Here is a 19,315-nt window from a genome sequence, read left to right as displayed (position 1 = left end):
GAAAAGGGCCGCCCCCATCGGGCGGCCCTTTTTCGTGTCTGGTGATCGGCGCGAGTTCAGCGCCGAGCGCGCAACGACGCTCAGGCCGACCCATTCGCGGTGTCGTTACGCAGATAGGCTGCGAGATTGCGCTGGATGCGATCGAGCGGCATTTCAGCAGGATCGGGCAGGACGAAGGTCTCGCCGGTGATGGTCTCGTAGGCACGGATGTAGACCGCGGCGGCCTCCAGCACGATCTCGCGCGGGATCTCCGGGATCGGATCCCGGTAGGGATCGCAGCGCGCCACGACCCAGTTGCGGACGAAGTCCTTGTCGAAGCTCTCCGGCGCCGCGCCGGCCGCGAACCGCTCGGGGTAACTCTGCGCGAACCAGTAGCGGCTGCTGTCGGGAGTGTGGACTTCGTCGGCGAGCACGATCCGCCCGTTCGCATCGGTCCCGAATTCGTACTTCGTATCGGCGAGGATGAGTCCGCGCTCCGCCGCGAGTGCCTGGCCGCGGGCGAACAGCGCCAGTGCCGCCTCGGAAACGGTCCGCCATTGCTCTGCCGTGAGCAGGCCCTGCTCGAGGATCGCGGCTTCGGTCAGCGGCTCGTCGTGGCCGCCATCCGCGGCCTTCGTCGTCGGGGTAATGATCGCCTGAGCCAGCCGCTCGTTCGGGCGCAGGCCTTCCGGCAGACGGTGACCGTACATCTCGCGTTCGCCCCGCCGGTAACGGGTCAGGATCGAGGTGGAGGTCGTGCCGGCGAGATAGCCCCGCACCACGATCTCGACCGGCAAGATGTCGAGGCGGCGGCCGACGACGACGTTGGGGTCCGGATAGGCGAGCACGTGGTTCGGGCAGATGTCGGAGGTCCGCTCGAACCAGAAGCGTGCGGTCTGCGTCAGCACCTGTCCCTTGAAGGGGATGGCGGCGAGCGGGCGGTCGAACGCGCTGATCCGGTCGGTGGTGATCAGGATGCGGCGGCCGTCGGGCAGATCGTAGTTGTCGCGGACCTTGCCCCGGTAGCGGTTCGGCAGCCCGGCGATCTCCGCCTCGTTCAGGACTTGATGCGCGTGCTGCGCGAGAGACGCGGTTTCCATCGACTGCCTTACCCGCTCGGCTCGAAGTGAAAGAGCAAGCAGGGCTCGTAGCAGGAAAGCTTCATCCGCGCTCCCGTGATGTGCAGCGGACTGTCGGATCACCTCCGCTGAGGCTGCAGGCGTCCGCGAGACGCGCTGTTTCAGTCGAAAGCCGTATCAGCGCCGCGGAGACGATGCGGCGCGGGAGCCGCGCATCGCCGAGGACTGCGACGCCGTCTCCGCGCTGGGAGGCAGGCCGGGCGCGGCGTCGGCGTTCGTCGAAGGGCCTGGGACTGCTTGCGTGCTGCTGCCCTTCCGAACGTCGCGATCGAAGGCGTAGCCCGCATTCACCCCGGCGTAGAAGCCGCTGAAGTCCTCGGCATGCGCGGCGAGGGTTCCAACCGGTGAAGCGAGCACTGACAGGCCGAGACAGATTCGGAGGAGGCTCAAGCGGATGATCCTGCCGACCGCCTCGATGCGGTCCATCCGCAATCACAAACAAAAAGGGCGGCGGCATTGCGGCCACCGCCCTCGATCTCGTCGTCAGCGGGTCGATCAGTAATCGACGCTGACGCTCTGGGCCTCGCGGCCCTTCTGGCCGTCGACCACGCCGAGCGTGACCGTCTGGCCTTCAGCGAGCGAGTCGAGCCCGGCGCGCGACAGCGCGGAGCGGTGCACGAACACGTCCTTGCCGCCGTCATTGACGGAAACGAAGCCGAAGCCCTTGGCCGGGTCGTACCATTTCACGGTGCCGGTCATCTCGGTCGAGGGGCCGCTGGCGAAACGTCCGCCACCGCCGCCACCACCACCGCCGAAGCGGTCGCCGCCACCACCGTAGCCGCCGCCACCACCGCCGAAGCGGTCGCCGCCGCCGAAGCGACCGGCAGGACGAGCCTCGCGGCGCGGGGGAGCGGCTTCCGCCGTCGACGTGTCGACGCTGGTCACGGCCGTAACCTGCGGACCCTTCTGGCCCTGCGCGGTCTGAACCGTCAGGCGGGTGCCCGGCATGAGATCGTCATGGCCGGCAGCCTCGACGGCGCGGATGTGGAGGAAGGCATCGCCCGAACCATCGCCGAGTTCGACGAAGCCGAAGCCCTTCTCCTTGTTGAACCACTTGACCGTCGCATCACGCTCCGGTCCCGTCGGAGCAGCGGCGGGAGCAGCACCGCGCGGCGGGCCGCGGTCGAAGCCGCCGCCACCGCCACCGAAACCACCGCCACCATATCCGCCACTGCTGGGGGGCAGCTGGTCGGGCCAACGCGGCTCGGCCCCACCCTCATCGAAGCCGCGCTTGGGCGACCCCCGAAAATCACGACCACGTCCCATAGAAAGCTCGCAAAACCCGACCGCTGACCATCTTGCTGCAAATCGTGTGCATCCCATCCCGGACAGGATACGTCCACGCCACCATCCCCATCGGTCGCGGTAACCGACAGCAACGCCTCAGTCCTGACGCAATCCCGGCCGCGCCGCAAGGACCTTCTGTTAACGGATAGCCCTATCGAAACGAATTTCGTGGGTGAAATGCGTAGACGTTGCAATCGAGCGTCATCGTGCGGTGCAGCGATTCTCCAATGAAGCCCGGGTCGCCATTCGATCCCGGTTAGGGAAGCGCAAACCAACCCGGCGCTAAGGTCGGTTCAGACGCCACTTCGCCGAGGATCGCGTTCGTGATCGCGACCCCGTCATTTCCCGATCTCTCCGCCCTCGTGGTCGACGAGAGCCTCTACATCCGCCGCACGGTGCGCGACATGCTCCTGCGCGTCGGCATCAAGCGCGTTCTCGAGGCGCCCGATGGCGCGGAGGCGCTCGGCGTGCTCGCCGAGAGCAAGCCCGACCTGACCATCCTCGACTGGGATCTCGGCATCCTGTCGGGCGAGGAGTTCATCCGCCTGGCGCGCACGCCGATGACGTCGCCCTCGCCGACCGTGCCGATCATCCTGATGCTGGCCCAGCCGCGCCGCAACGTGGTGGACCGCGCCATTTCGCTCGGCGTCAACGAGATCATCGCCAAGCCGTTCTCGCCGAAGACGCTGTGGTCGCGGCTCGACGAGGTGATCAACCGGCCGCGGCCCTTCTCGCAGGTGAAGAGCCTGCTCCGACCCGTGCCGCGGGCCAACAGCGCCGCCAAGGTCATGGCCTGACGCATCGTGACCGCCGAGCTTGGTGCGCGATGCCATGCGAAGGAGCCTTTGCGTTTCTTAACAACGCCTGTAGCGTCGGCATCAAGTGATGGCCGGCTGCCTGCCGCAGCCGAGACCTTGAGGATCCGGCTTTGCCGATGAGGGATGAGAGCACCGCGGCCGATCAAGGCAGCGGATCGGCCGTCGTGGCGGCCCATCCCGCCGCGGGGTCGCAGCTTCCGCATGTGGCCATGCCGTTCACGTCGGACGGCATCAGGAGCGTCGGCGCGCCGGGCTATGGACAGCGGAGCTCCCCGTTTCGCCATGGGCGACGCAACGCCTACGCGGCGCTCGACCTCGGCACCAACAATTGCCGTCTGCTGGTTGCAGAGCCGGCCTCGCATGGTTTTCGCGTCATCGACGCCTTCTCGCGCATCGTGCGCCTCGGCGAGGGCCTGAGCGCCTCCGATCGGCTCAGCCCCGCCGCCATCGAGCGGACCATCGAGGCCCTCAAGATCTGCCGCTCGAAGATGGAGCACAGGGGCGTCGTCCGCTCCAAGGTCATCGCGACCGAGGCCTGCCGGCTCGCCGTGAACGGAGCCGAGTTCGTCGAGCAGGTGCGACGGGAGGTCGGGCTCGATCTCGAGATCGTCGATCGGCAGACCGAGGCCTATCTCGCCGTAACCGGATGCGCGGCGCTCGCCGACCCGGCCGCCGAATCCGTGGTGATCTTCGACATCGGCGGCGGTTCCACCGAGATCGCCTGGCTCGACGGCGCGGCGACCAACCCGTCCACCGATCCGACCCTGCGCATTCGCGCCTGGGACTCGCTCCCCGTCGGCGTCGTGACGCTCGCGGAGAAGCATGGCGGCTCCGAAGTCACCCGCAGGATGTTCGAGGGCATGGTCGAGGAGGTCGGCGACCTGCTCGCACCCTTCGCGATCCGGGCCGCTGCGGCCGCCACGGCGCCGTATTTCCATCTGCTCGGGACGTCCGGCACGGTGACGACGCTGGCGGCGATGCACCTGCGGCTCGTGCGCTACGAGCGCCGCCGGGTCGATGGGCTCTGGATGACCGATACCGAGGTTACCGAGGCGATCGAGGATCTCCTCGATACGCGCCTCGACCAGCGCGCCGACAATCCCTGCATCGGCCGCGACAGGGCCGACCTGGTGCTCGCCGGCTGCGCTATCCTGGAGGCGATACGGCGGGTGTTCCCGTCCGAGCGCCTGCGCATCGCCGATCGCGGCCTGCGCGAGGGGCTGCTCATGAACATGATGCGCGAGGACGGCGTCTGGCGCCGGGGGCGCTGACGTCGCTCAGCGGGCCGGGGCCAGCCCCTTGAGCAGGAAGGCGATCATCGCCTCCAGCGGAGGCACCGGCGCGTCCGGGCAGGTGCTCACCAGCACGGGATGGCAGTAGCGCACCACGGCGGCGTGGACGCATCCGGCGGCGATGCGGGTATCCGCAACCTCGAATTCGCCGCGTCGAACGCCCTCGGCGATCACGCGCTCGAACGCCCCGACGATCATGTCGACGTGCTGGCGGCAGACGTCCCAGCTCTCGGTCATGGCCGCCTCGATCATCTCGTGCATGCGCGGGAAGGCCTCGCAGCGCTCGAGACAGTCGCGGTGGAGCGCGAAGATCATCTCGGATACGCGGTCGGCCGCGCTGAGCCCGGGGGCGTCCGCGATGGTCAGGATCAGATGCTCGACCTCGCGCGTCAGCCGTTCGACCACGGCCTCGTTGATCGCCTTCTTGGAGTCGAAGAAGCGGTAGACGTTGGCCGGGCTCATCTTGAGCGTCTTGGCGATGTCGGCGACGGTGGTCTTCTGGTAGCCGATCTCGCGAAACGAGCGCTCCGCCGTCGCGATGATGCGGCAACGCGTCGTCGGGGCGCTCTCCTCGGCGAGCGGATTGATCGGATCGGCGATGGCACTCATCTGTCGAGCTTACGGACCGCGGCTGTTTGCGTCAAAATGCATCTTTCGACAACGTTATGATGCCCGATCGGTGCCCGACGCATGCCCGCGGCATTGAGCGCGGTCGTCCCGCCTGATGCAGATCACACGAATGATGCGTTCAGATCGAGGCCGAGCCTCGGCCGACGTAACCTGAACAGTCGCGATCAGGGACAGGCTTAACCCCATCGTAGGCCCGACAGTGCTTTCTGATGGAATGCGCTTCCTTCGCAAACAACCGATCGTGGTTCAGGTGTCGGAAACGGCGCCTCCGGCCGTAGCGCCCGAGCCGCTGCCGCCCATCGCCGGGCAGGCGACACGCAGCGACGCCCTCGATGCCATCGAGGAGGATGTCTCCTCGGCGATCGCCGGGGTGAGCGGCTCGATCGCGACGGCCCGCGCCGACGTGGCGTCGATGAAGACCGGCCTGTCCGGCATTCGCGGCCAGATGGACGCGCTCACCCAGGCCGCGCGAGATGCCGCCGCGGCGACGGCCGGACTCGCGGAGAGAACCGGCGGCCTCTCGGCGCTCGCAGCGCAGGCGCGGTCCGCCATCGATCTGGCCGGCAGCCATCTCGATCAGGCCGGACATCGCGGCATCGAGGCACGCGCCCTGATCGCGGCCCTGGCCGAAGCCGGCGACGAGATCGCCGGGATCGTCGACACCATTTCGGCCGTGGCACGGCAGACGAACCTGCTCGCGCTCAACGCCACCATCGAAGCGGCGCGGGCCGGCGAGGCGGGGCGCGGCTTCGCGGTCGTCGCCAACGAGGTCAAGGCCCTATCGGTCCAGACTGCGCGGGCGGCCGACGACGTGCGCGCCCGGGTGATGCGGCTGCGCGACGGCGCCTCCGCTTCCGCCACGGCGATCGAGGCGGCGGCAGGTGCGATCGAGTCCGTGCGTCCCTCCTTCGCCACGCTGCGGGACATCGCCGATATCCAGGCTCAGACCGTGACGACGATCGTGGGCGAGGCGGAGCGGGCCTCGCATTTGGTCTCGACGGTCGATGCAGATGCAGGATCGGCCAGCGCGCGGGCGCTCGACCTCGATCGGCAGGCCGAGGGTATGGAGGCGGCCGCCGGTGCCGCCGCGGATCAGGCCTCGGGCCTCGGCCGGCGCTTCGTGACAGTGATGCGCGCCAGCGAGGCGGGCGACCGCCGCCGCTTCGACCGCTACCCGATCGATCTGGCCGTGCGGCTCGCGGATGGCCGCGCCACCCGCACCGTCGATCTCAGCGAAGGCGGCGTCTTGCTCGTCGCCCTAGACGGCGCGCCGGTCACGGCCGGCTTCCGCATCGCCCTCGATCTCGAAGGGATCGGGTCCGTGCCCGCACGGGTTGTCGCGGTCAGCGAGATGGGCGTCCATTGCGCCTTCGAGACGGTCGAGCCTGTCGTGCAGAGCCGACTCCGGGCGAAGCTCGCCGCCGTCCGCGACGAGCACGCGCCCCTGGTCGGAAAGGCACAGCGGCTCGCCCAGGAGGCGGCCCGGCTGATGGAGGCCGAGATCGGCACGGGGCGGCTCTCGGAAGCGGCCTTGTTCGATACGGATTACCAGCGCGTCGACGGGACGAACCCACCGCAATTCCTGACGCGCTCAGCGCAGTCTCTGGCTCGGTTGATGGCGCCGCTGCTGGAACCGGAGCTCGGCCACGACAGGCGGATGCTGTTCTGCATCGTCACCGACCGCAACGGTTACCTGCCGTTCCACAACGCCGCCTATTCGAAGCCGCAGCGGCCGGACGATCCGGCCTGGAACCAGGCCAATGCCCGGAACCTGCGCATCTTCGACGATCGCACCGGCATCACCGCTGCCCGATCCACGCGCCCCGCGACGGTTCAGGTCTATCGCCGCCAGATGGGCGACCAGACCGTCATGGTGCTGGAGGTCGACGCCCCGATCCGCGTCGGCAAGCGCCATTGGGGCGCCTGCCGGACGGCGTATCGGCTCTAGCGATCCCAACCTGCATCGGCTCTCCGGCACCGATGCCGGGAGGAATCGAAGCGATTGATCTGCATCAGGCGCTCGCCGCATCCAGAGCCGAGCGCGCATTACGCCGGATCACCTGCGGTGGCTGCCCGAAGGCACGAAGAAAGGCCCGCCGCATCCGATTGCGGTCCGCGAAGCCCGTCTGATCGGCAACGACGTCGATGGGGTGCCGGCTGCGCTCCATCATCACCCGCGCCGCCTCGACGCGCAGATTCTCGACCGCCTTGGCGGGCGATTGGCCGGTCTCGGCATGGAAGACCCGGCTGAACTGGCGCGGGCTAAGGCGGGCGGCCTCCGCCAATTCCTCGACCGAGAGCGGCCGATGCAGGTTCCGCTTGGCGTAGGTCAGGGCGGACTGGATGCGATCCGACTTCGGTTCGAGTTCGAGCAGGGTCGAGAACTGCGACTGTCCCCCGGCTCGGCGATGGTAGAGCACGAGCTTCTTGGCGACCGCTTGCACCACCTCCTGGCCGAGATCGGCCTCGATCAGGGCCAGCGCGAGGTCGATGCCGGCGCTCATTCCGGCCGAGGTCCAGATCGGGCCATCGTTGATGAAGATGCAGTCCACGTCCGCCGTGCATTTCGGAAATTGCTGCTGCAGTTCACGGGCGTGCATCCAGTGCGTCGTGACCCGCCGGCCATCGAGGAGGCCGGCCTCTCCGAGCACGAAGGCTCCGGTGCAGATCGCGGCGATGCGTCGGGATTGCGTGGCGGCTCGCTGCACGAAGGTGATGAGGCCGGGGGGCGACGAGCGCACGAAGGTCCCGCCACCGACGACCAGCGTGTCGAAGGCGGTTTCGCCGAATGCCTCCGTCTCCACGCTCATGCCGGCCGAGGTGCGGATCGGGCCGCCATCCTCGGAGATGAAGTGGATGTCGTAGGTCGGCTCGTCGCCGATGAGATTGGCGAGCTCGAAGGCCGGAACGGCGGCCAGGCCCATGATCGAGAAGCCCGGATAGATGACGAAGCCGACGCGCTGCATGGGCCACCTCCTTATGTCCTAAAGCGACGCACCTATGACATTTGAGACGCAACTGGTCAACGATAGTCTCTCCTCATCGAACGCCGGCACCCGCCGACGTGAAGCAGATGGAGAGCGATCATGTTCGGTCGGAACGGAAAAACCTTGGTGCGTGCAGCGACCCTCGCGGCCTCGCTGACGGGCGGTATCGCCGCCGGTAGCGTCGCCTCGGCACAGGAGGCCATCAGGCTCGAAACCATCGGAGCGGTGCGCATGGCGCAGCCCGAGGAAGTGCGGCGGATGGCCAGCGAGCATGAGGCAGCCCGTTCAGTGGCACAGGGGCAGGCGCGCGGCGAGGAGCGGGAAGCCTCTGCGCGCTGACGTCTCTAACCCCGCGCGTCACGCCGGACCTTCCGGCGCGATGCGTGGCTGAAATCGACGCATCTTAGACATTTTGGCTGGGTTCGAGCGGGCGTACGCCCTGGGTGGAAACGCCGCGAACCAACACACGGAGCGACAATCGATGACCACTCAGTCCAGTAAAGGCGTTGCCGTCGTAACCGGCGCATCGGCCGGCATCGGCGCCATCTACGCCGACCGTCTCGCAAGGCGCGGGTATGATCTCCTGCTCGTCGCCCGCAACGACGAGCGCTTGCGCGCGCTGGCCGACCGCTTGGCTCATGAGACCGGGCGCAAGGTCGAGACCTTCAAGGCCGATCTCGGCCGCAAGGATGATCTCGCGCGCCTCGAGGCCCGTCTGCGCAGCGACGCGGACATCACCATGCTCGTCAACAATGCCGGCATCGGCTCCGTTGCGTCGATCCTGAAGGACGACGTGGAGGAGATGGACGCCATGATCCAGCTCAACGTCACGGCGCTGACGCGCCTCGCCTACGCGGTCGCACAGCCCTTCGCCGCGCGTGGATCGGGGACCATCATCAACATCTCGTCCGTGGTCGGCATCGCGGTCGAGGCGCTGAACGGCGTCTACAGTGCCTCGAAATCCTACGTCCTCAGCTTCGGACACTCGCTCCAGAAGGATCTGGCGGGCAAGGGCGTGCGCATCCAGACCGTTCTGCCCGGTGCGACCGCGACCGAGTTCTGGGACGTCGCCGGCTACGCGGCGCAGAAGACGTCGGCGATCACCATGTCGGCCTCGGATCTCGTCGATGCGGCATTGGCCGGCCTCGATCAGGGTGAACTGGTCACAATTCCGGGTCTGCAGGATGAGGGGGACTGGGCACGCTGGGAGGAGGGTCGCCGCGCGATCTCCGCCAAATTCAACAATGCCAAGCCCTCGCCACGTTATGGGCTGGCGACGGTCAGCGCGACCTGAACGGAGGGACGTCCATGCCGTATCTGCAACTCGATGTGACCGGTCACCACTCCGTCGCTTCCAAAAAGCGCGTTGCTGACCTGATGGCTCGGACCTACGCGGAGATGATGTCGGTCGACATCCGGCGGATCAGCGTCGCCATTCGCGAACTCGGCGAAGGGGGGGGCTGGCGGATACCGGATGCTGATGGTGAACCGGTCCCGGTCTCCGTGATGATGCTCGATATCCGCAGGGGGCGCCCGCCCGAATTGCGGATGGAGGTCGCCAAGGCGCTCTGCGCGCACTGCATCGAGGTTCTCGGGCTGCGCGAGGATCGCCTCAACGTGGAATTCACCCAGCATTCCGGCGACGAGATGTATCATCCCACCCTCGGCGGCTACAGTCCGGACTGGACGCCGGACGAGCATTGAGGTCGTGTCGCGGGCGGCTTAGTGCGTCGCTCAACGCCTAGTCTGCGTAAAGCAATCGCTATGACGTGAGCAGGTCGTGAGCTGCTGCTCGGGAGAAGTTCCGAGCGGCAGCTTTCGGCTTATCGGACCGGTCCGAGCGATCGGGCCTTCCAGCGTCGCTCGAGCGATCGAGGGACCGCTCAGCCGGCCGGCTTCAGTGCGCCCGTCCGGTCGTGGAAGTCCGGCCCGTTCGTGGTCTTGGCCACGTGGCCAGCGCGGCTCACGAAGTCGCCGAAATGCTCGCCCGTCGGCCGGCTCTTGGCATAGTCGGCGAAAAGCGGATCGAGCGTCGGCCTGATGTCCTTGGCCTGCAGGCGTTGGCTGGCGAGGCTCTCCTCCAGCTCGGAGATGAGATCGGGCAGGTAGCGGGCGCCTCTCGGAGGCGGCCTTGTCCGACACGGATTACCAGCGCGTCGATGGATCGACCCCGCCGCAATTCCTAACCCGCTCCGCGCAGTCTTGGGCCCGGCTGATGGAATCGCTGCCGGAGCCGGAACTCGGCCACGACAGGCGGATGCTGTTCTGCATCGTTACTGATCACAACGGCAATAGACGGCGCTCAGTAGCTTCGATTGATCGTCTCTAACTGAGCTTGCACTTGCTCGAAGGGCTGCTTCATGAGCACGCCGACACAGCGGTCCACGCCCATGCCGTAGAAGAACCGGCCGGTGTCCTTGAACGACTGGCACACATAGCGCGTCCGCAAATAGGCCGCGCCGTATGAGATCGAGATCGCGACGACCAGCCAGACGAATTTCGAGCGGACGAGGCTGAAGCCGACTTCGTCCTCGCGTCCCCTGCCGCGTCTACGCTCATCGCCGAGATTGATCTGGACGTTGATCGGACGCCGATGCTCGTCGAATGTCTCGCGAGACTGCGCGATCAACCGCTGCACGTCGTCGATGGTCAGTAACGTGGGGGCGGCTTCTGCTGGCTTCTTCAGATCGACTGTTTGGCTCATGTCGTGCTCGCCCGACGAGGATCGTTACCAAATCGTTACCATGGCGACGTCATCTGTCGGGAGCCGGAAATTGCAACCTGAGCCTGTAAGCTCTTGTTAAGGTTTACGATCGGGCTCTTCGCAGTTCTCAGAAGGGAAAGCCGGACGTTTGGCGCCGTGCCTGCCGGCTTCTTTATCCAGGCCAGCATTCTGAGGTGCCCAGATCGGCGGCTTTCGCAGGTAGGCTCCAGGGAGCGCAGTGGGGTCTGGAGCCCTCCTTCGAGGCTGCTTCGCACCACCTCAGGATGAGGGGTATGGTGGGATCAAGGATCAGATCCGTTAAGCCGTAAGAGCGTCGGTGAGCGCTCAGCTGGCCGGCTTCAGCGCGCCGATCCGGTCGTGGAAATCCGGCCCGTTCGTGGTCTTCGCGACGTGGCCCGCGCGGATCACGAAGTCGCCGAAATGCTCACCCGGCTTCCGGCTCTTGGCGTAGTCGGCGAAGAGCGGGTCGAGCGTCGGCCGGATGTCCTTGGCCTCGACGTCTTCCTTGTAGAGCTTGCTCAGGCGCGACCCGTCGAAGGCGGCGCCGAGATAGAGGTGGTAGCGCTCGGGGCCACGGCCGACGAGACCGATCTCGGCGATGTAAGGACGGGCGCAGCCATTGGGGCAGCCGGTCGAGCGGATCGTGATGTCCTCGTCCTGCAGCCCGTGGCTGGCGAGGCTCTCCTCCAGCTCGGAGATGAGATCGGGCAGGTAGCGCTCGCTTTCCGCGAGCGCGAGGCCGCAGGTCGGCAGGGCGACGCAGGCCATGGAGTTGCGGCGCAAAGCGCCGGCACCCTTGGTCAGGTGGTACTCGTCGACCAGCGCCTCGATCTGCCCGCGCTTCTTGGCAGGGACGTTGGCGATGATGACGTTTTGGTTGCCGGTGAGGCGGAAATCGCCCTCGTGCGCCTCGGCGATGCGGCGCAGGCCCGAGAGGAATTGCGGGCCGTCGTCGACGTCCTTGATGCGGCCCGAGGGCACGTAGAGCGTCAGGTGATGACGGCCGTCATCGCCCTCGGTCCAACCGTAGCGGTCGCCGTTGCCGTCGAAGGTGAAGGGCTTCGGGGCGCCGAGCTTCTTTCCGATGCGGTTCTCGACCTCGGCGCGGAAGGCATCGAGGCCGTAGCGCTCGATCGTGTACTTGAGCCGCGCGTTCTTGCGGTTCTTGCGATTGCCCCAGTCGCGCTGGACGGTCATCACGGCCTCCGCGACCTTCAGGGCGTCCTCAGGCTTGCAGAAGCCCATCACGTCGGCGGTGCGCGGGAAGGTGTCGGGCTCGCCATGGGTCATGCCCATGCCGCCGCCCACCGTCACGTTCCAACCGGTGACCTTGTTGGACTTGTCGAGGATCGCGATGAAGCCGAGATCGTGCGCGAAGATGTCGACCTCGTTCGAGGGCGGCACCGCGACGACGATCTTGAATTTACGCGGCAGGTAGGTCTTGCCGTAGACCGGCTCGAACTCCTCTTCGCCGCCGACGACCTTCTCGCCGTCGAGCCAGATCTCGCGCCAGGCATTGGTCTTCGGCAGCAGCGTGTCGGAGATCGTCTTGCCGAGCTCGTAGGCGGCCTTGTGCGCGCCGGACTGGGCCGGGTTCGTCGCGGCCATGACGTTGCGGTTGACGTCGCCGCAGGCGGCAATGGTGTCGAGCAGGCACGAGTCGATCGCGGCCATGGTCCGCTTGAGATTCGACTTGATGACGCCGTGATACTGGAAGGTCTGGCGCGTCGTGGCGCGTAGCGTGCCGTTGGCGTAGGTCGTGGCGATGTCGTCGAGGACGAGCCATTGCTTGGGCGTCACCACGCCGCCCGCGATGCGCAGGCGGATCATGAAGCTGTAGGCCTTCTCGAGCTTCTTCTTGGTGCGCTCCGCCCGGATGTCCCGGTCGTCCTGCATGTACATGCCGTGGAACTTGACGAGCTGGCCGTCATCTTCCGTGATCGCGCCGGTCGCGTGCTGCAGGAGCCCCTCGGCGAGACCGCCGCGCAGGAAGCGGCTGGCGATCTTCAGGTGCTCGTTATGCGCGAGGCCCGCCTCCTTGGCGGCCACCGGATCGTCGATGGGACGGCCGGTCGGCGGCGTCTCGTAGCGACGCGCGCCGACGCCGGGCGTCTCGAAGGCGGGGCCGTCTACGGTCTCGATCGGCTTGTGGTCGTCCATGGTGATCTCTGTGGGTCACGTATTGATCGGCTGCCGCCGCCGGACCATCTCCGGCCGAGATGGCCGCGTGCGGCTGCGGCCAAGAAAGCTTCGCAGGAAAAGCCGCGAAGCCCCTCCTGCAACGTGGGACGGCGTGGGACATGCGGGACGTTCGTCCCGCCTGTTCGCTGCGTCAGTAGACGTCCTGCTGGTAGCGCTTCGCCTTTTCGAGCCCTGCAACATGCGCCTCGGCCTCGGCCTCGCTCAAGCCCTTATGGGTCGAGAAGGCGCGCACCAGCGCAGCGCGGACGTCCTTGGCCATGTTCTTGGCATCGCCGCAGACGTAGAAATGCGCTCCACCATCGAGCCACTCGACGAGCTCCTTGGCATGCTCGTCGATGCGGTTCTGGACGTAGATCTTTTCGGGCTGATCGCGCGAGAAGGCGACGTCGATCTTCGAGAGCGCGCCGTCCTCCAGGGCTTCCTGCCATTCGAGCTGGTAGAGGAAGTCGTGCGTGAAGTGGCGGTCGCCGAAGAACAGCCAGGAGCGGCCGCTCGCCTCGGTGGCGCGGCGCTCCTGCACGAAGGCGCGGAACGGCGCGACGCCGGTGCCGGGGCCGACCATGATGATGTCGGTGGCAGGATCGGCGGGCAGGCGGAAATGCTTGTTCGGCTTCAGGCGCACGCGCAGCTTGGCACCGTTGCTGATGCGGTCGGCGACATGAGTCGAGGCCACGCCCGTCCGCGACCGGCCATGCGTCGCGTAGCGCACGGCGGCGATGACGAGGTGCACCTCGTCGCCAGCTTCCTTGCGGGATGAAGCGATCGAATAAGCGCGCGGCGGCAGCGGCCGGGTGATCGTGTCCAAGTGTTCGGCCGTGAGCGCGGCCGGATAGGCCTCGATCAGGTCGATCAGGTGCCGGCCCTCGATCCAGGCCTTGACCTCGCCGCTCTCGATGAATTTCTGCGCGTCGGCATGGCCAGTCGCCTTGGCAAAGCGCTCGACCGTAGCGGCCGAGAGGGTGGTGATGTCGCGCTCGGCGAGCAGCGACTTGCGCAGGGCCTCGTTGTCCGTGAGGCCGGTGGCCTTCAGGATCTCCTCGACGAGCTGCGGGTCGTTCTCCGGGTAGATTTCGAGAGAGTCGCCAGGCTCATAGGCCGGGGCACCGTCCTCGAATTCGAGGGCCAGGTGGATCGTCTCCTTGTCGGAGCGCGACGAGTTGAGGTTCACGTGCTCGATGACCTCGACCACTTTGGGCTCGCGGCTCGGCTCCTCGTCCTCGTCATGGGCGCCGGCACGGGCGAAATCGACGGCGACGACGTTGTCGGCGGCGGTCTCGGCGGGGGCGAGCGCCTTCAGCGCGCCCTTGATCCAGTCTGCGGCGGGCTTCTCGAAGTCGAGGTCGAGATCGGCGCGGTCATAGGCGCGCTTGCCGCCGAGCGCCTCGAAACGCGCGTCGAGCGCCTTCCCGATGGCGCAGAACTCCGCATAGGAGGTGTCGCCGAGTGCCAGCACGCCGAACTCGACGCCGTCGATGCGCGGGGCGCCGTCGGCCATGATGGCGTTGTAAGTCTCCACCGCGCGGGCCGGAGGCTCGCCTTCGCCCCAGGTTGCGGCGATGGCGACGAGCTTGCCCGCCTTCGGCAGGGTCGCGAGGTCGAGATCGGCGAAGTCGACGATCTTCGGCTTGAAGCCCTGCTTCTTGGCGAGCTTGGCGACGTTGCTGGCGAGCGTCTCGCTGTTCCCCGATTCCGACGCGAAGATGATCGTCAGCGGCTCGGAGGCCTTTGGCGGCGCTGACGGCTGGGCCGCGGGCTGGCCACCCGCTGCGGCGTCGAGCCCGGCCAGGAAGCCGGCGAGCCAGGCGCGCTGGATCGGCGTCGCCGTCCCGAGGACCGCGTCGAGATTGGCCCGCTCGGCATCGCCGAATGGGGCCGTCTGAGGAAGGAGAGCGTTGCGTGCCATTATGAATGCCATGTCGTCTGCGGACGGCCCGCTGTCAACGAGAAAATGTTCTTTTTATAGAACATGCACCGGAGAGAAGGGCTTGCCTGCCGTCGCGCCGCACAAGAGAAGATTATTCCCCGACTACAGCGAGCTGAGGCGCGATCCGGCCGCGGGTCGGGGGCGCCGGCAGAGGCAGGGCAGTGGTGGACTTCACCTTTTCCATCGCGAAGCGTGAGGTGACGTTCTTGAGGGGCAGGGTCGCGATCAGGTTCTTGTAGAAGAGATCGTAGGCCTGCATGTCGGCGACCACGACGCGCAGCATGTAGTCGACGTCACCGGCCATCCGGTAGAATTCGAGCACCTCCGGCATCGCCGCGATCTCCGAAGCGAATCGGTCGAGCCAGTCCTTGGAATGGTCGGCCGTCTCGATGGAGACGAAGACCGTGAGGCCGAGGCCGAGCTTCACCGGGTCGAGCACGGCGACGCGCCGGTCGATCACGCCATCGGCTTCGAGGCGCTGGATGCGCTTCCAGCAGGGCGTCTGCGACAGGCCCACCTGCTCGCCGATGGCGGCGATGGAGAGCGTCGCGTCCTTCTGCAGAAGGGCGAGAATCTTCAGGTCTATGGCGTCCACGCTGACCTCTTCTTGACGGGCGCCCAAGCGGCGCGGTGGCGAAGGCCGGCTCACCCGGCATGCTGCGTGCGCTTCCGCACCTGGCTTGAGAAGGATTTTCTTCGAGAAGGCAACGGATAGCCCTCTTCTCGGTTTCCAACTCACGAATTGCTGCACCGCCGGATGGCGAGCGGGCACCCCGTATGCCTTGACAGCGTTCTATATAGCGAACATGTCAGGTCTCCGACAAGCTGGTCAAGCTCAAGCGGCAGACGCCACACACGGACCCGTTCACATGACCGTCACTCTCGCGCAGCAGGCCGAGAGGCTCGCCGAACGACTGGCGGGGCTCGACCTCATCGCTCGCATCCGCCTCGTCGAATCCGAAATTTCGGGCCGCCTCGTCTTCACGACGAGCCTCGGCATCGAGGACCAAGTCCTCACGCACGCCATTGCGATGGCGAAGGGCCGGACCGAGATCGTCACCCTCGATACCGGACGTCTGTTTCCCGAGACCTACGACGTCTGGGCAGAGACGGAGGCGGCTTATGGCATCCGCATCCGCGCCTACGCGCCAGAACGAAGGACGGAAGAGGCCTTCGTCGCGAAGGAAGGCATCAACGGCTTCCGGCATTCCATCGAGGCACGTCAGGCCTGCTGCGGCTTCCGCAAGGTCGAGCCGCTGGGGCGTGCACTGGATCAGGCCGCCGTATGGTTCACCGGCCTGCGCGCCGGGCAATCGGCCAACCGGGCCGACACGCCGCTGGCCGAGGCCGACGAGCAGCGCAGCCTGATCAAGGTCAATCCGCTCGCCGACTGGACGCGGGCGCGGATCGACGCCTTCGTGAAGGACCAGTTCATTCCCTACAACGCCCTGCACGATCGCGGTTTTCCGTCGATCGGTTGCGCGCCCTGCACCCGTGCCGTCCGCATCGGCGAGGACGAGCGGGCCGGCCGCTGGTGGTGGGAACAGGAATCCAAAAAGGAATGCGGCCTCCACGTGCATCGGCCGGAAGGCGATGTCGTGCCGGGCGAGGAACCGGCGGCTTTCGAAGAGCCGGCCCGCGCCGCGACCGTGCGTGAGAACAGAAGGGAACTGGTTTGATGAGTGCTGCCACCGCCGAGAAGCTGTCGGATCTGGCCGCGCCGTCGCCTGCGCGCCTGACCCATCTCCAGCGCCTCGAAGCCGAGAGCATCCACATCTTCCGGGAGACGGTCGCCGAGACCGAGAACCCGGTGATGCTCTATTCCATCGGCAAGGACTCGTCGGTCCTGCTGCATCTCGCGCTGAAGGCCTTCGCGCCGGGACGCCTGCCGTTCCCGCTGATGCACATCGACACGACCTGGAAGTTCAAGGAGATGATCGCCTTCCGCGATCAGCGGGCGAAGGAGCTCGGCCTCGATCTCCTCGTGCACACCAACCCGGACGGGCTCGCCAAGGGCATCGGCCCTGTCAGCCACGGTTCGGAAGTCCATACCGACGTGATGAAGACGCAGGCCCTGCGTCAGGCCCTCGACAAGCACAAGTTCGATGCGGCCTTCGGCGGCGCCCGCCGCGACGAGGAGGCGAGCCGCGCCAAGGAGCGCATCGTCTCCCTTCGCAATGCGCAGCATCGCTGGGATCCGAAGCGCCAGCGCGCCGAGCCCTGGCACCTCTACAATTTCAAGAAGCGCCGCGGCGAGAGTTTCCGGGTCTTCCCGCTCTCCAATTGGACCGAGCTCGATATCTGGCTCTACATCGAGCAGGAGAAGATCCCGATCGTGCCGCTGTACTTCGCGGCCGAGCGGCCCGTCGTCGAGCGCGACGGCCAGCTCATCATGGTCGATGACGAGCGGCTGCCGCTCGAGCCGGGCGAGACCCCGCAGCTCCGGCAGGTCCGCTTCCGCACGCTCGGCTGCTACCCGCTGACCGGCGCCGTCGAGAGCCCGGCCGCGACCCTGCCGGAGATCATCGGCGAGACGCTGGCTGCCCGCACCTCGGAGCGCCAGGGCCGAGTCATCGACAAGGACGGCTCGGGCGCCATGGAGCGCAAGAAGCAGGAGGGCTATTTCTGATGACCATCCATCAGTCCCCGGAAGCCTTCGGCTACGAGACGTTCCTGCATGCTCACCAGAGCAAGGAAGTCTTGCGCTTCATCGCCTGCGGCTCCGTCGACGACGGCAAGTCGACGCTGATCGGTCGCCTGCTGCACGACACCAAGCAGATCTTCGACGACCAGGTGACCGCGCTCCAGCGCGACTCCCGCAAGCACGGCACGCAGGGCCAGGAGATCGATCTGGCGCTGCTCGTCGACGGCCTTCAGGCCGAGCGCGAGCAGGGCATTACCATCGACGTCGCCTACCGCTTCTTCTCGACGGAGACGCGCTCGTTCATCGTCGCCGACACGCCCGGCCACGAGCAGTACACCCGCAACATGGCGACTGGCGCCTCGACCGCCGACGTGGCCGTGATCCTGGTCGATGCCCGACAGGGCCTGACCCGTCAGACCCGGCGCCATGCGCTGCTGGTTTCGCTGCTCGGCATCAAGCGGATCGCGCTGGCTGTGAACAAGATGGATCTCGCCGGCTGGTCGCAGGATACGTTCGACCGGATCGTCGCGGGCTTCGGCGAGTTCGCAGCCCCTCTCGGTTTCACCGAGATCCGCGCGATCCCGCTTTCGGCCAAGAACGGCGACAACGTCGTTCTGCCGGGCACGGCCGCAGTCTGGTACGAGGGCGGCCCCCTGCTGCGCTACCTCGAAGAGGTTCCGGTCAAGTCGGAGGAGCGCGCCGCCGCGTTCCGCTTGCCGGTGCAGTGGGTCAACCGGCCGAATTCCGAGTTTCGGGGATTCTCGGGCTTGATCGCCTCCGGTTCGGCTGCACCCGGCGACAAGGTCGTCGTTGCGCCTTCGGGCAAGACCTCGACCATCGCGCGGATCTTCACGGCCGATGGCGATCTGCCACGCGCCAGCGAAGGCCAATCGGTCACGATCGTGCTGGCCGATGAGGTCGATGCCTCGCGCGGCGCCGTCATCACCACGGCCGACGCGCCGCTGACGGTCACGGATACACTCGACGTGCGCCTATTCTGGGCGTTGGAGACCGAGTTGACGCCCGGCGCGAGCCTCTGGGCGAAGATCGGCACCGTCACGACGAACGCCGTAGTGAAGTCGATCCGCAACCGGATCGACCCGGAGACGGGTAAGGCGGCGCCTGCCGACAAGCTCGGCATCAACGACATCGGCGAGGTGACGTTGAACCTCGACCGCGAGATCGCCGTCGACCCATATGCCGACAACCGCGATACCGGCTCGCTCATTCTGATCGATCGGGAGACGACTGACACGGCCGCCCTCGGCCTCGTGAAGGCGTCGATCGCCGTCGCACCGAAGGGCGACGAAGCCGCTCGGAAGGGCGACACGCGGCCCGGTGGCGGGTTCCTGTCGCGGCTGCGCTGGGTGTTCGGCGGGATTTGACGCGGAAGAACAGCCAGCCTTCGCGACACTGACGGAACGTCGCCTCACCCGTCCGCTTCGACGATGCGGACGGGTGAGGCTCGTCGGCACCTTGTCTTGTAAGACGCCGTTACGATCGGGATGGCCGTTGCACGGGCGCTGAAGCGTGTGGCTGAAGGTGGAGCGCCACAGGCACCCTCGCACCGGCCGTTGCCTGAAAAACACAAGCCGTGAACCAAAAGCGCCCTGCCGCTTGCGACAGCCAAATCCTCGGCAACAAAGAGCTGGACTTGTCTTGGCTGTTCACTGCATCAGCGTTGATGT

General features: G+C 66.8%; 18 protein-coding genes and 1 pseudogene. 9 read left to right on the top strand and 10 right to left on the bottom strand.

Translation table 11 applies throughout. The features are described 5' to 3' along the window. Positions 1-80: 80 nt before the first annotated feature. The 3 genes from GGR33_RS23185 to GGR33_RS26315 form a co-directional block, all read right to left on the bottom strand. Positions 81-1,079: a phosphoribosylaminoimidazolesuccinocarboxamide synthase gene (locus GGR33_RS23185; RefSeq protein ID WP_183511809.1), complete on the bottom strand. Its 999-nt coding sequence runs from the start codon at positions 1,077-1,079 to the stop codon at positions 81-83. 156 nt (positions 1,080-1,235) lie between these two features. Continuing rightward, on the bottom strand, positions 1,236-1,508 hold the full coding sequence (locus GGR33_RS23180) for a hypothetical protein (RefSeq protein ID WP_246413412.1): 273 nt from the start codon (positions 1,506-1,508) through the stop codon (positions 1,236-1,238). A 105-nt stretch (positions 1,509-1,613) separates the two neighbouring features. Further along, on the bottom strand, positions 1,614-2,384 hold the full coding sequence (locus GGR33_RS26315; protein ID WP_183511804.1) for a cold-shock protein: 771 nt from the start codon (positions 2,382-2,384) through the stop codon (positions 1,614-1,616). Between the two features lie 344 nt (positions 2,385-2,728). Between GGR33_RS26315 and GGR33_RS23170 the strand changes: the two genes are divergently transcribed. Together GGR33_RS23170 and GGR33_RS23165 are read left to right on the top strand one after the other, a co-directional pair. Continuing rightward, the gene (locus GGR33_RS23170; protein WP_183511798.1) at positions 2,729-3,202 is read left to right on the top strand and encodes a response regulator; all 474 of its coding nucleotides are present in this window, start codon (positions 2,729-2,731) and stop codon (positions 3,200-3,202) included. A gap of 137 nt (positions 3,203-3,339) precedes the next feature. Next, complete coding sequence (locus GGR33_RS23165) at positions 3,340-4,494, top strand: Ppx/GppA phosphatase family protein (protein ID WP_246413411.1); 1,155 nt, start codon at positions 3,340-3,342, stop codon at positions 4,492-4,494. A 6-nt stretch (positions 4,495-4,500) separates the two neighbouring features. Here the strand turns inward: GGR33_RS23165 and GGR33_RS23160 are convergent, their stop codons facing one another. Beyond that, positions 4,501-5,124, bottom strand: a complete 624-nt coding sequence (locus tag GGR33_RS23160; RefSeq protein ID WP_183511793.1) for a TetR/AcrR family transcriptional regulator — start codon at positions 5,122-5,124, stop codon at positions 4,501-4,503. Positions 5,125-5,359: 235 nt separating this feature from the next. Here GGR33_RS23160 and GGR33_RS23155 point away from each other — a divergent pair, with 235 nt between their 5' ends. Then, positions 5,360-7,093 carry a methyl-accepting chemotaxis protein gene (locus GGR33_RS23155; RefSeq protein WP_183511787.1) on the top strand — a complete coding sequence of 578 codons (1,734 nt, stop codon included), beginning with the start codon at positions 5,360-5,362 and terminating at the stop codon, positions 7,091-7,093. 64 nt (positions 7,094-7,157) lie between these two features. On the opposite strand, the gene GGR33_RS23150 is transcribed toward GGR33_RS23155, so the two are convergent. Continuing rightward, the gene (locus GGR33_RS23150; RefSeq protein WP_183511782.1) at positions 7,158-8,111 is read right to left on the bottom strand and encodes a GlxA family transcriptional regulator; all 954 of its coding nucleotides are present in this window, start codon (positions 8,109-8,111) and stop codon (positions 7,158-7,160) included. A gap of 120 nt (positions 8,112-8,231) precedes the next feature. Between GGR33_RS23150 and GGR33_RS23145 the strand changes: the two genes are divergently transcribed. From GGR33_RS23145 to GGR33_RS23135, 3 genes are all read left to right on the top strand, one after another. Continuing rightward, positions 8,232-8,471 carry a hypothetical protein gene (locus GGR33_RS23145; protein WP_183511779.1) on the top strand — a complete coding sequence of 80 codons (240 nt, stop codon included), beginning with the start codon at positions 8,232-8,234 and terminating at the stop codon, positions 8,469-8,471. 142 nt (positions 8,472-8,613) lie between these two features. Next, positions 8,614-9,426 carry an SDR family NAD(P)-dependent oxidoreductase gene (locus GGR33_RS23140; protein WP_183511776.1) on the top strand — a complete coding sequence of 271 codons (813 nt, stop codon included), beginning with the start codon at positions 8,614-8,616 and terminating at the stop codon, positions 9,424-9,426. Positions 9,427-9,440: 14 nt separating this feature from the next. Next, positions 9,441-9,836: a tautomerase gene (locus GGR33_RS23135; protein ID WP_183511773.1), complete on the top strand. Its 396-nt coding sequence runs from the start codon at positions 9,441-9,443 to the stop codon at positions 9,834-9,836. A 179-nt stretch (positions 9,837-10,015) separates the two neighbouring features. On the opposite strand, the pseudogene GGR33_RS26080 reads toward GGR33_RS23135, so the two are convergent. From GGR33_RS26080 to GGR33_RS23115, 5 genes and pseudogenes are all read right to left on the bottom strand, one after another. Then, positions 10,016-10,243, bottom strand: a pseudogene (locus GGR33_RS26080) (hypothetical protein); the annotation flags it as partial. Positions 10,244-10,434: 191 nt separating this feature from the next. Then, positions 10,435-10,836 (bottom strand): hypothetical protein, encoded by a 402-nt coding sequence (locus GGR33_RS23130; RefSeq protein ID WP_183511770.1) that lies wholly within the window; start codon positions 10,834-10,836, stop codon positions 10,435-10,437. A gap of 345 nt (positions 10,837-11,181) precedes the next feature. Continuing rightward, positions 11,182-13,017: an NADPH-dependent assimilatory sulfite reductase hemoprotein subunit gene (locus GGR33_RS23125; protein WP_183511765.1), complete on the bottom strand. Its 1,836-nt coding sequence runs from the start codon at positions 13,015-13,017 to the stop codon at positions 11,182-11,184. Positions 13,018-13,189: 172 nt separating this feature from the next. Then, positions 13,190-14,962 (bottom strand): diflavin oxidoreductase, encoded by a 1,773-nt coding sequence (locus GGR33_RS23120; RefSeq protein ID WP_183511760.1) that lies wholly within the window; start codon positions 14,960-14,962, stop codon positions 13,190-13,192. A gap of 112 nt (positions 14,963-15,074) precedes the next feature. After that, positions 15,075-15,578 (bottom strand): Lrp/AsnC family transcriptional regulator, encoded by a 504-nt coding sequence (locus GGR33_RS23115; protein WP_183511757.1) that lies wholly within the window; start codon positions 15,576-15,578, stop codon positions 15,075-15,077. Positions 15,579-15,852: 274 nt separating this feature from the next. Here GGR33_RS23115 and GGR33_RS23110 point away from each other — a divergent pair, with 274 nt between their 5' ends. From GGR33_RS23110 to cysN, 3 genes are read left to right on the top strand one after another with little or no spacing between them, the layout of a single operon-like run. Then, positions 15,853-16,662, top strand: coding sequence for a phosphoadenylyl-sulfate reductase (locus tag GGR33_RS23110; RefSeq protein WP_183511751.1), 810 nt, complete (start codon positions 15,853-15,855; stop codon positions 16,660-16,662). Then, positions 16,662-17,612, top strand: coding sequence for a sulfate adenylyltransferase subunit CysD (gene cysD / locus GGR33_RS23105; protein ID WP_183511745.1), 951 nt, complete (start codon positions 16,662-16,664; stop codon positions 17,610-17,612). Before GGR33_RS23110 ends, cysD begins: the two co-directional genes overlap by 1 nt. After that, positions 17,612-19,012: a sulfate adenylyltransferase subunit CysN gene (gene cysN, locus GGR33_RS23100; RefSeq protein ID WP_183511733.1), complete on the top strand. Its 1,401-nt coding sequence runs from the start codon at positions 17,612-17,614 to the stop codon at positions 19,010-19,012. Before cysD ends, cysN begins: the two co-directional genes overlap by 1 nt. The last annotated feature ends 303 nt before the right edge of the window (positions 19,013-19,315 follow it).

Source organism: Methylobacterium brachythecii (genome assembly GCF_014196345.1).
Lineage (GTDB): Bacteria > Pseudomonadota > Alphaproteobacteria > Rhizobiales > Beijerinckiaceae > Methylobacterium > Methylobacterium brachythecii.
The sequence above is the reverse complement of the archived record's forward strand: the minus strand, read 5'-3'. Positions and strand labels throughout refer to the sequence as shown.

Excerpts from the sequence above, each read along its gene's own strand:
- GGR33_RS23185 (WP_183511809.1), bottom strand. The coding sequence starts at position 1,079 with ATGGAAACCGCGTCTCTCGCGCAGCACGCGCATCAAGTCCTGAACGAG.
- GGR33_RS26315 (WP_183511804.1), bottom strand. The coding sequence starts at position 2,384 with ATGGGACGTGGTCGTGATTTTCGGGGGTCGCCCAAGCGCGGCTTCGAT.
- GGR33_RS23165 (WP_246413411.1), top strand. The coding sequence starts at position 3,340 with ATGAGGGATGAGAGCACCGCGGCCGATCAAGGCAGCGGATCGGCCGTC.
- GGR33_RS23160 (WP_183511793.1), bottom strand. The coding sequence starts at position 5,124 with ATGAGTGCCATCGCCGATCCGATCAATCCGCTCGCCGAGGAGAGCGCC.
- GGR33_RS23155 (WP_183511787.1), top strand. The coding sequence starts at position 5,360 with ATGCGCTTCCTTCGCAAACAACCGATCGTGGTTCAGGTGTCGGAAACG.
- GGR33_RS23150 (WP_183511782.1), bottom strand. The coding sequence starts at position 8,111 with ATGCAGCGCGTCGGCTTCGTCATCTATCCGGGCTTCTCGATCATGGGC.
- GGR33_RS23145 (WP_183511779.1), top strand. The coding sequence starts at position 8,232 with ATGTTCGGTCGGAACGGAAAAACCTTGGTGCGTGCAGCGACCCTCGCG.
- GGR33_RS23140 (WP_183511776.1), top strand. The coding sequence starts at position 8,614 with ATGACCACTCAGTCCAGTAAAGGCGTTGCCGTCGTAACCGGCGCATCG.
- GGR33_RS23135 (WP_183511773.1), top strand. The coding sequence starts at position 9,441 with ATGCCGTATCTGCAACTCGATGTGACCGGTCACCACTCCGTCGCTTCC.
- GGR33_RS23130 (WP_183511770.1), bottom strand. The coding sequence starts at position 10,836 with ATGAGCCAAACAGTCGATCTGAAGAAGCCAGCAGAAGCCGCCCCCACG.
- GGR33_RS23125 (WP_183511765.1), bottom strand. The coding sequence starts at position 13,017 with ATGGACGACCACAAGCCGATCGAGACCGTAGACGGCCCCGCCTTCGAG.
- GGR33_RS23120 (WP_183511760.1), bottom strand. The coding sequence starts at position 14,962 with ATGGCACGCAACGCTCTCCTTCCTCAGACGGCCCCATTCGGCGATGCC.
- GGR33_RS23110 (WP_183511751.1), top strand. The coding sequence starts at position 15,853 with ATGACCGTCACTCTCGCGCAGCAGGCCGAGAGGCTCGCCGAACGACTG.
- cysD (WP_183511745.1), top strand. The coding sequence starts at position 16,662 with ATGAGTGCTGCCACCGCCGAGAAGCTGTCGGATCTGGCCGCGCCGTCG.
- cysN (WP_183511733.1), top strand. The coding sequence starts at position 17,612 with ATGACCATCCATCAGTCCCCGGAAGCCTTCGGCTACGAGACGTTCCTG.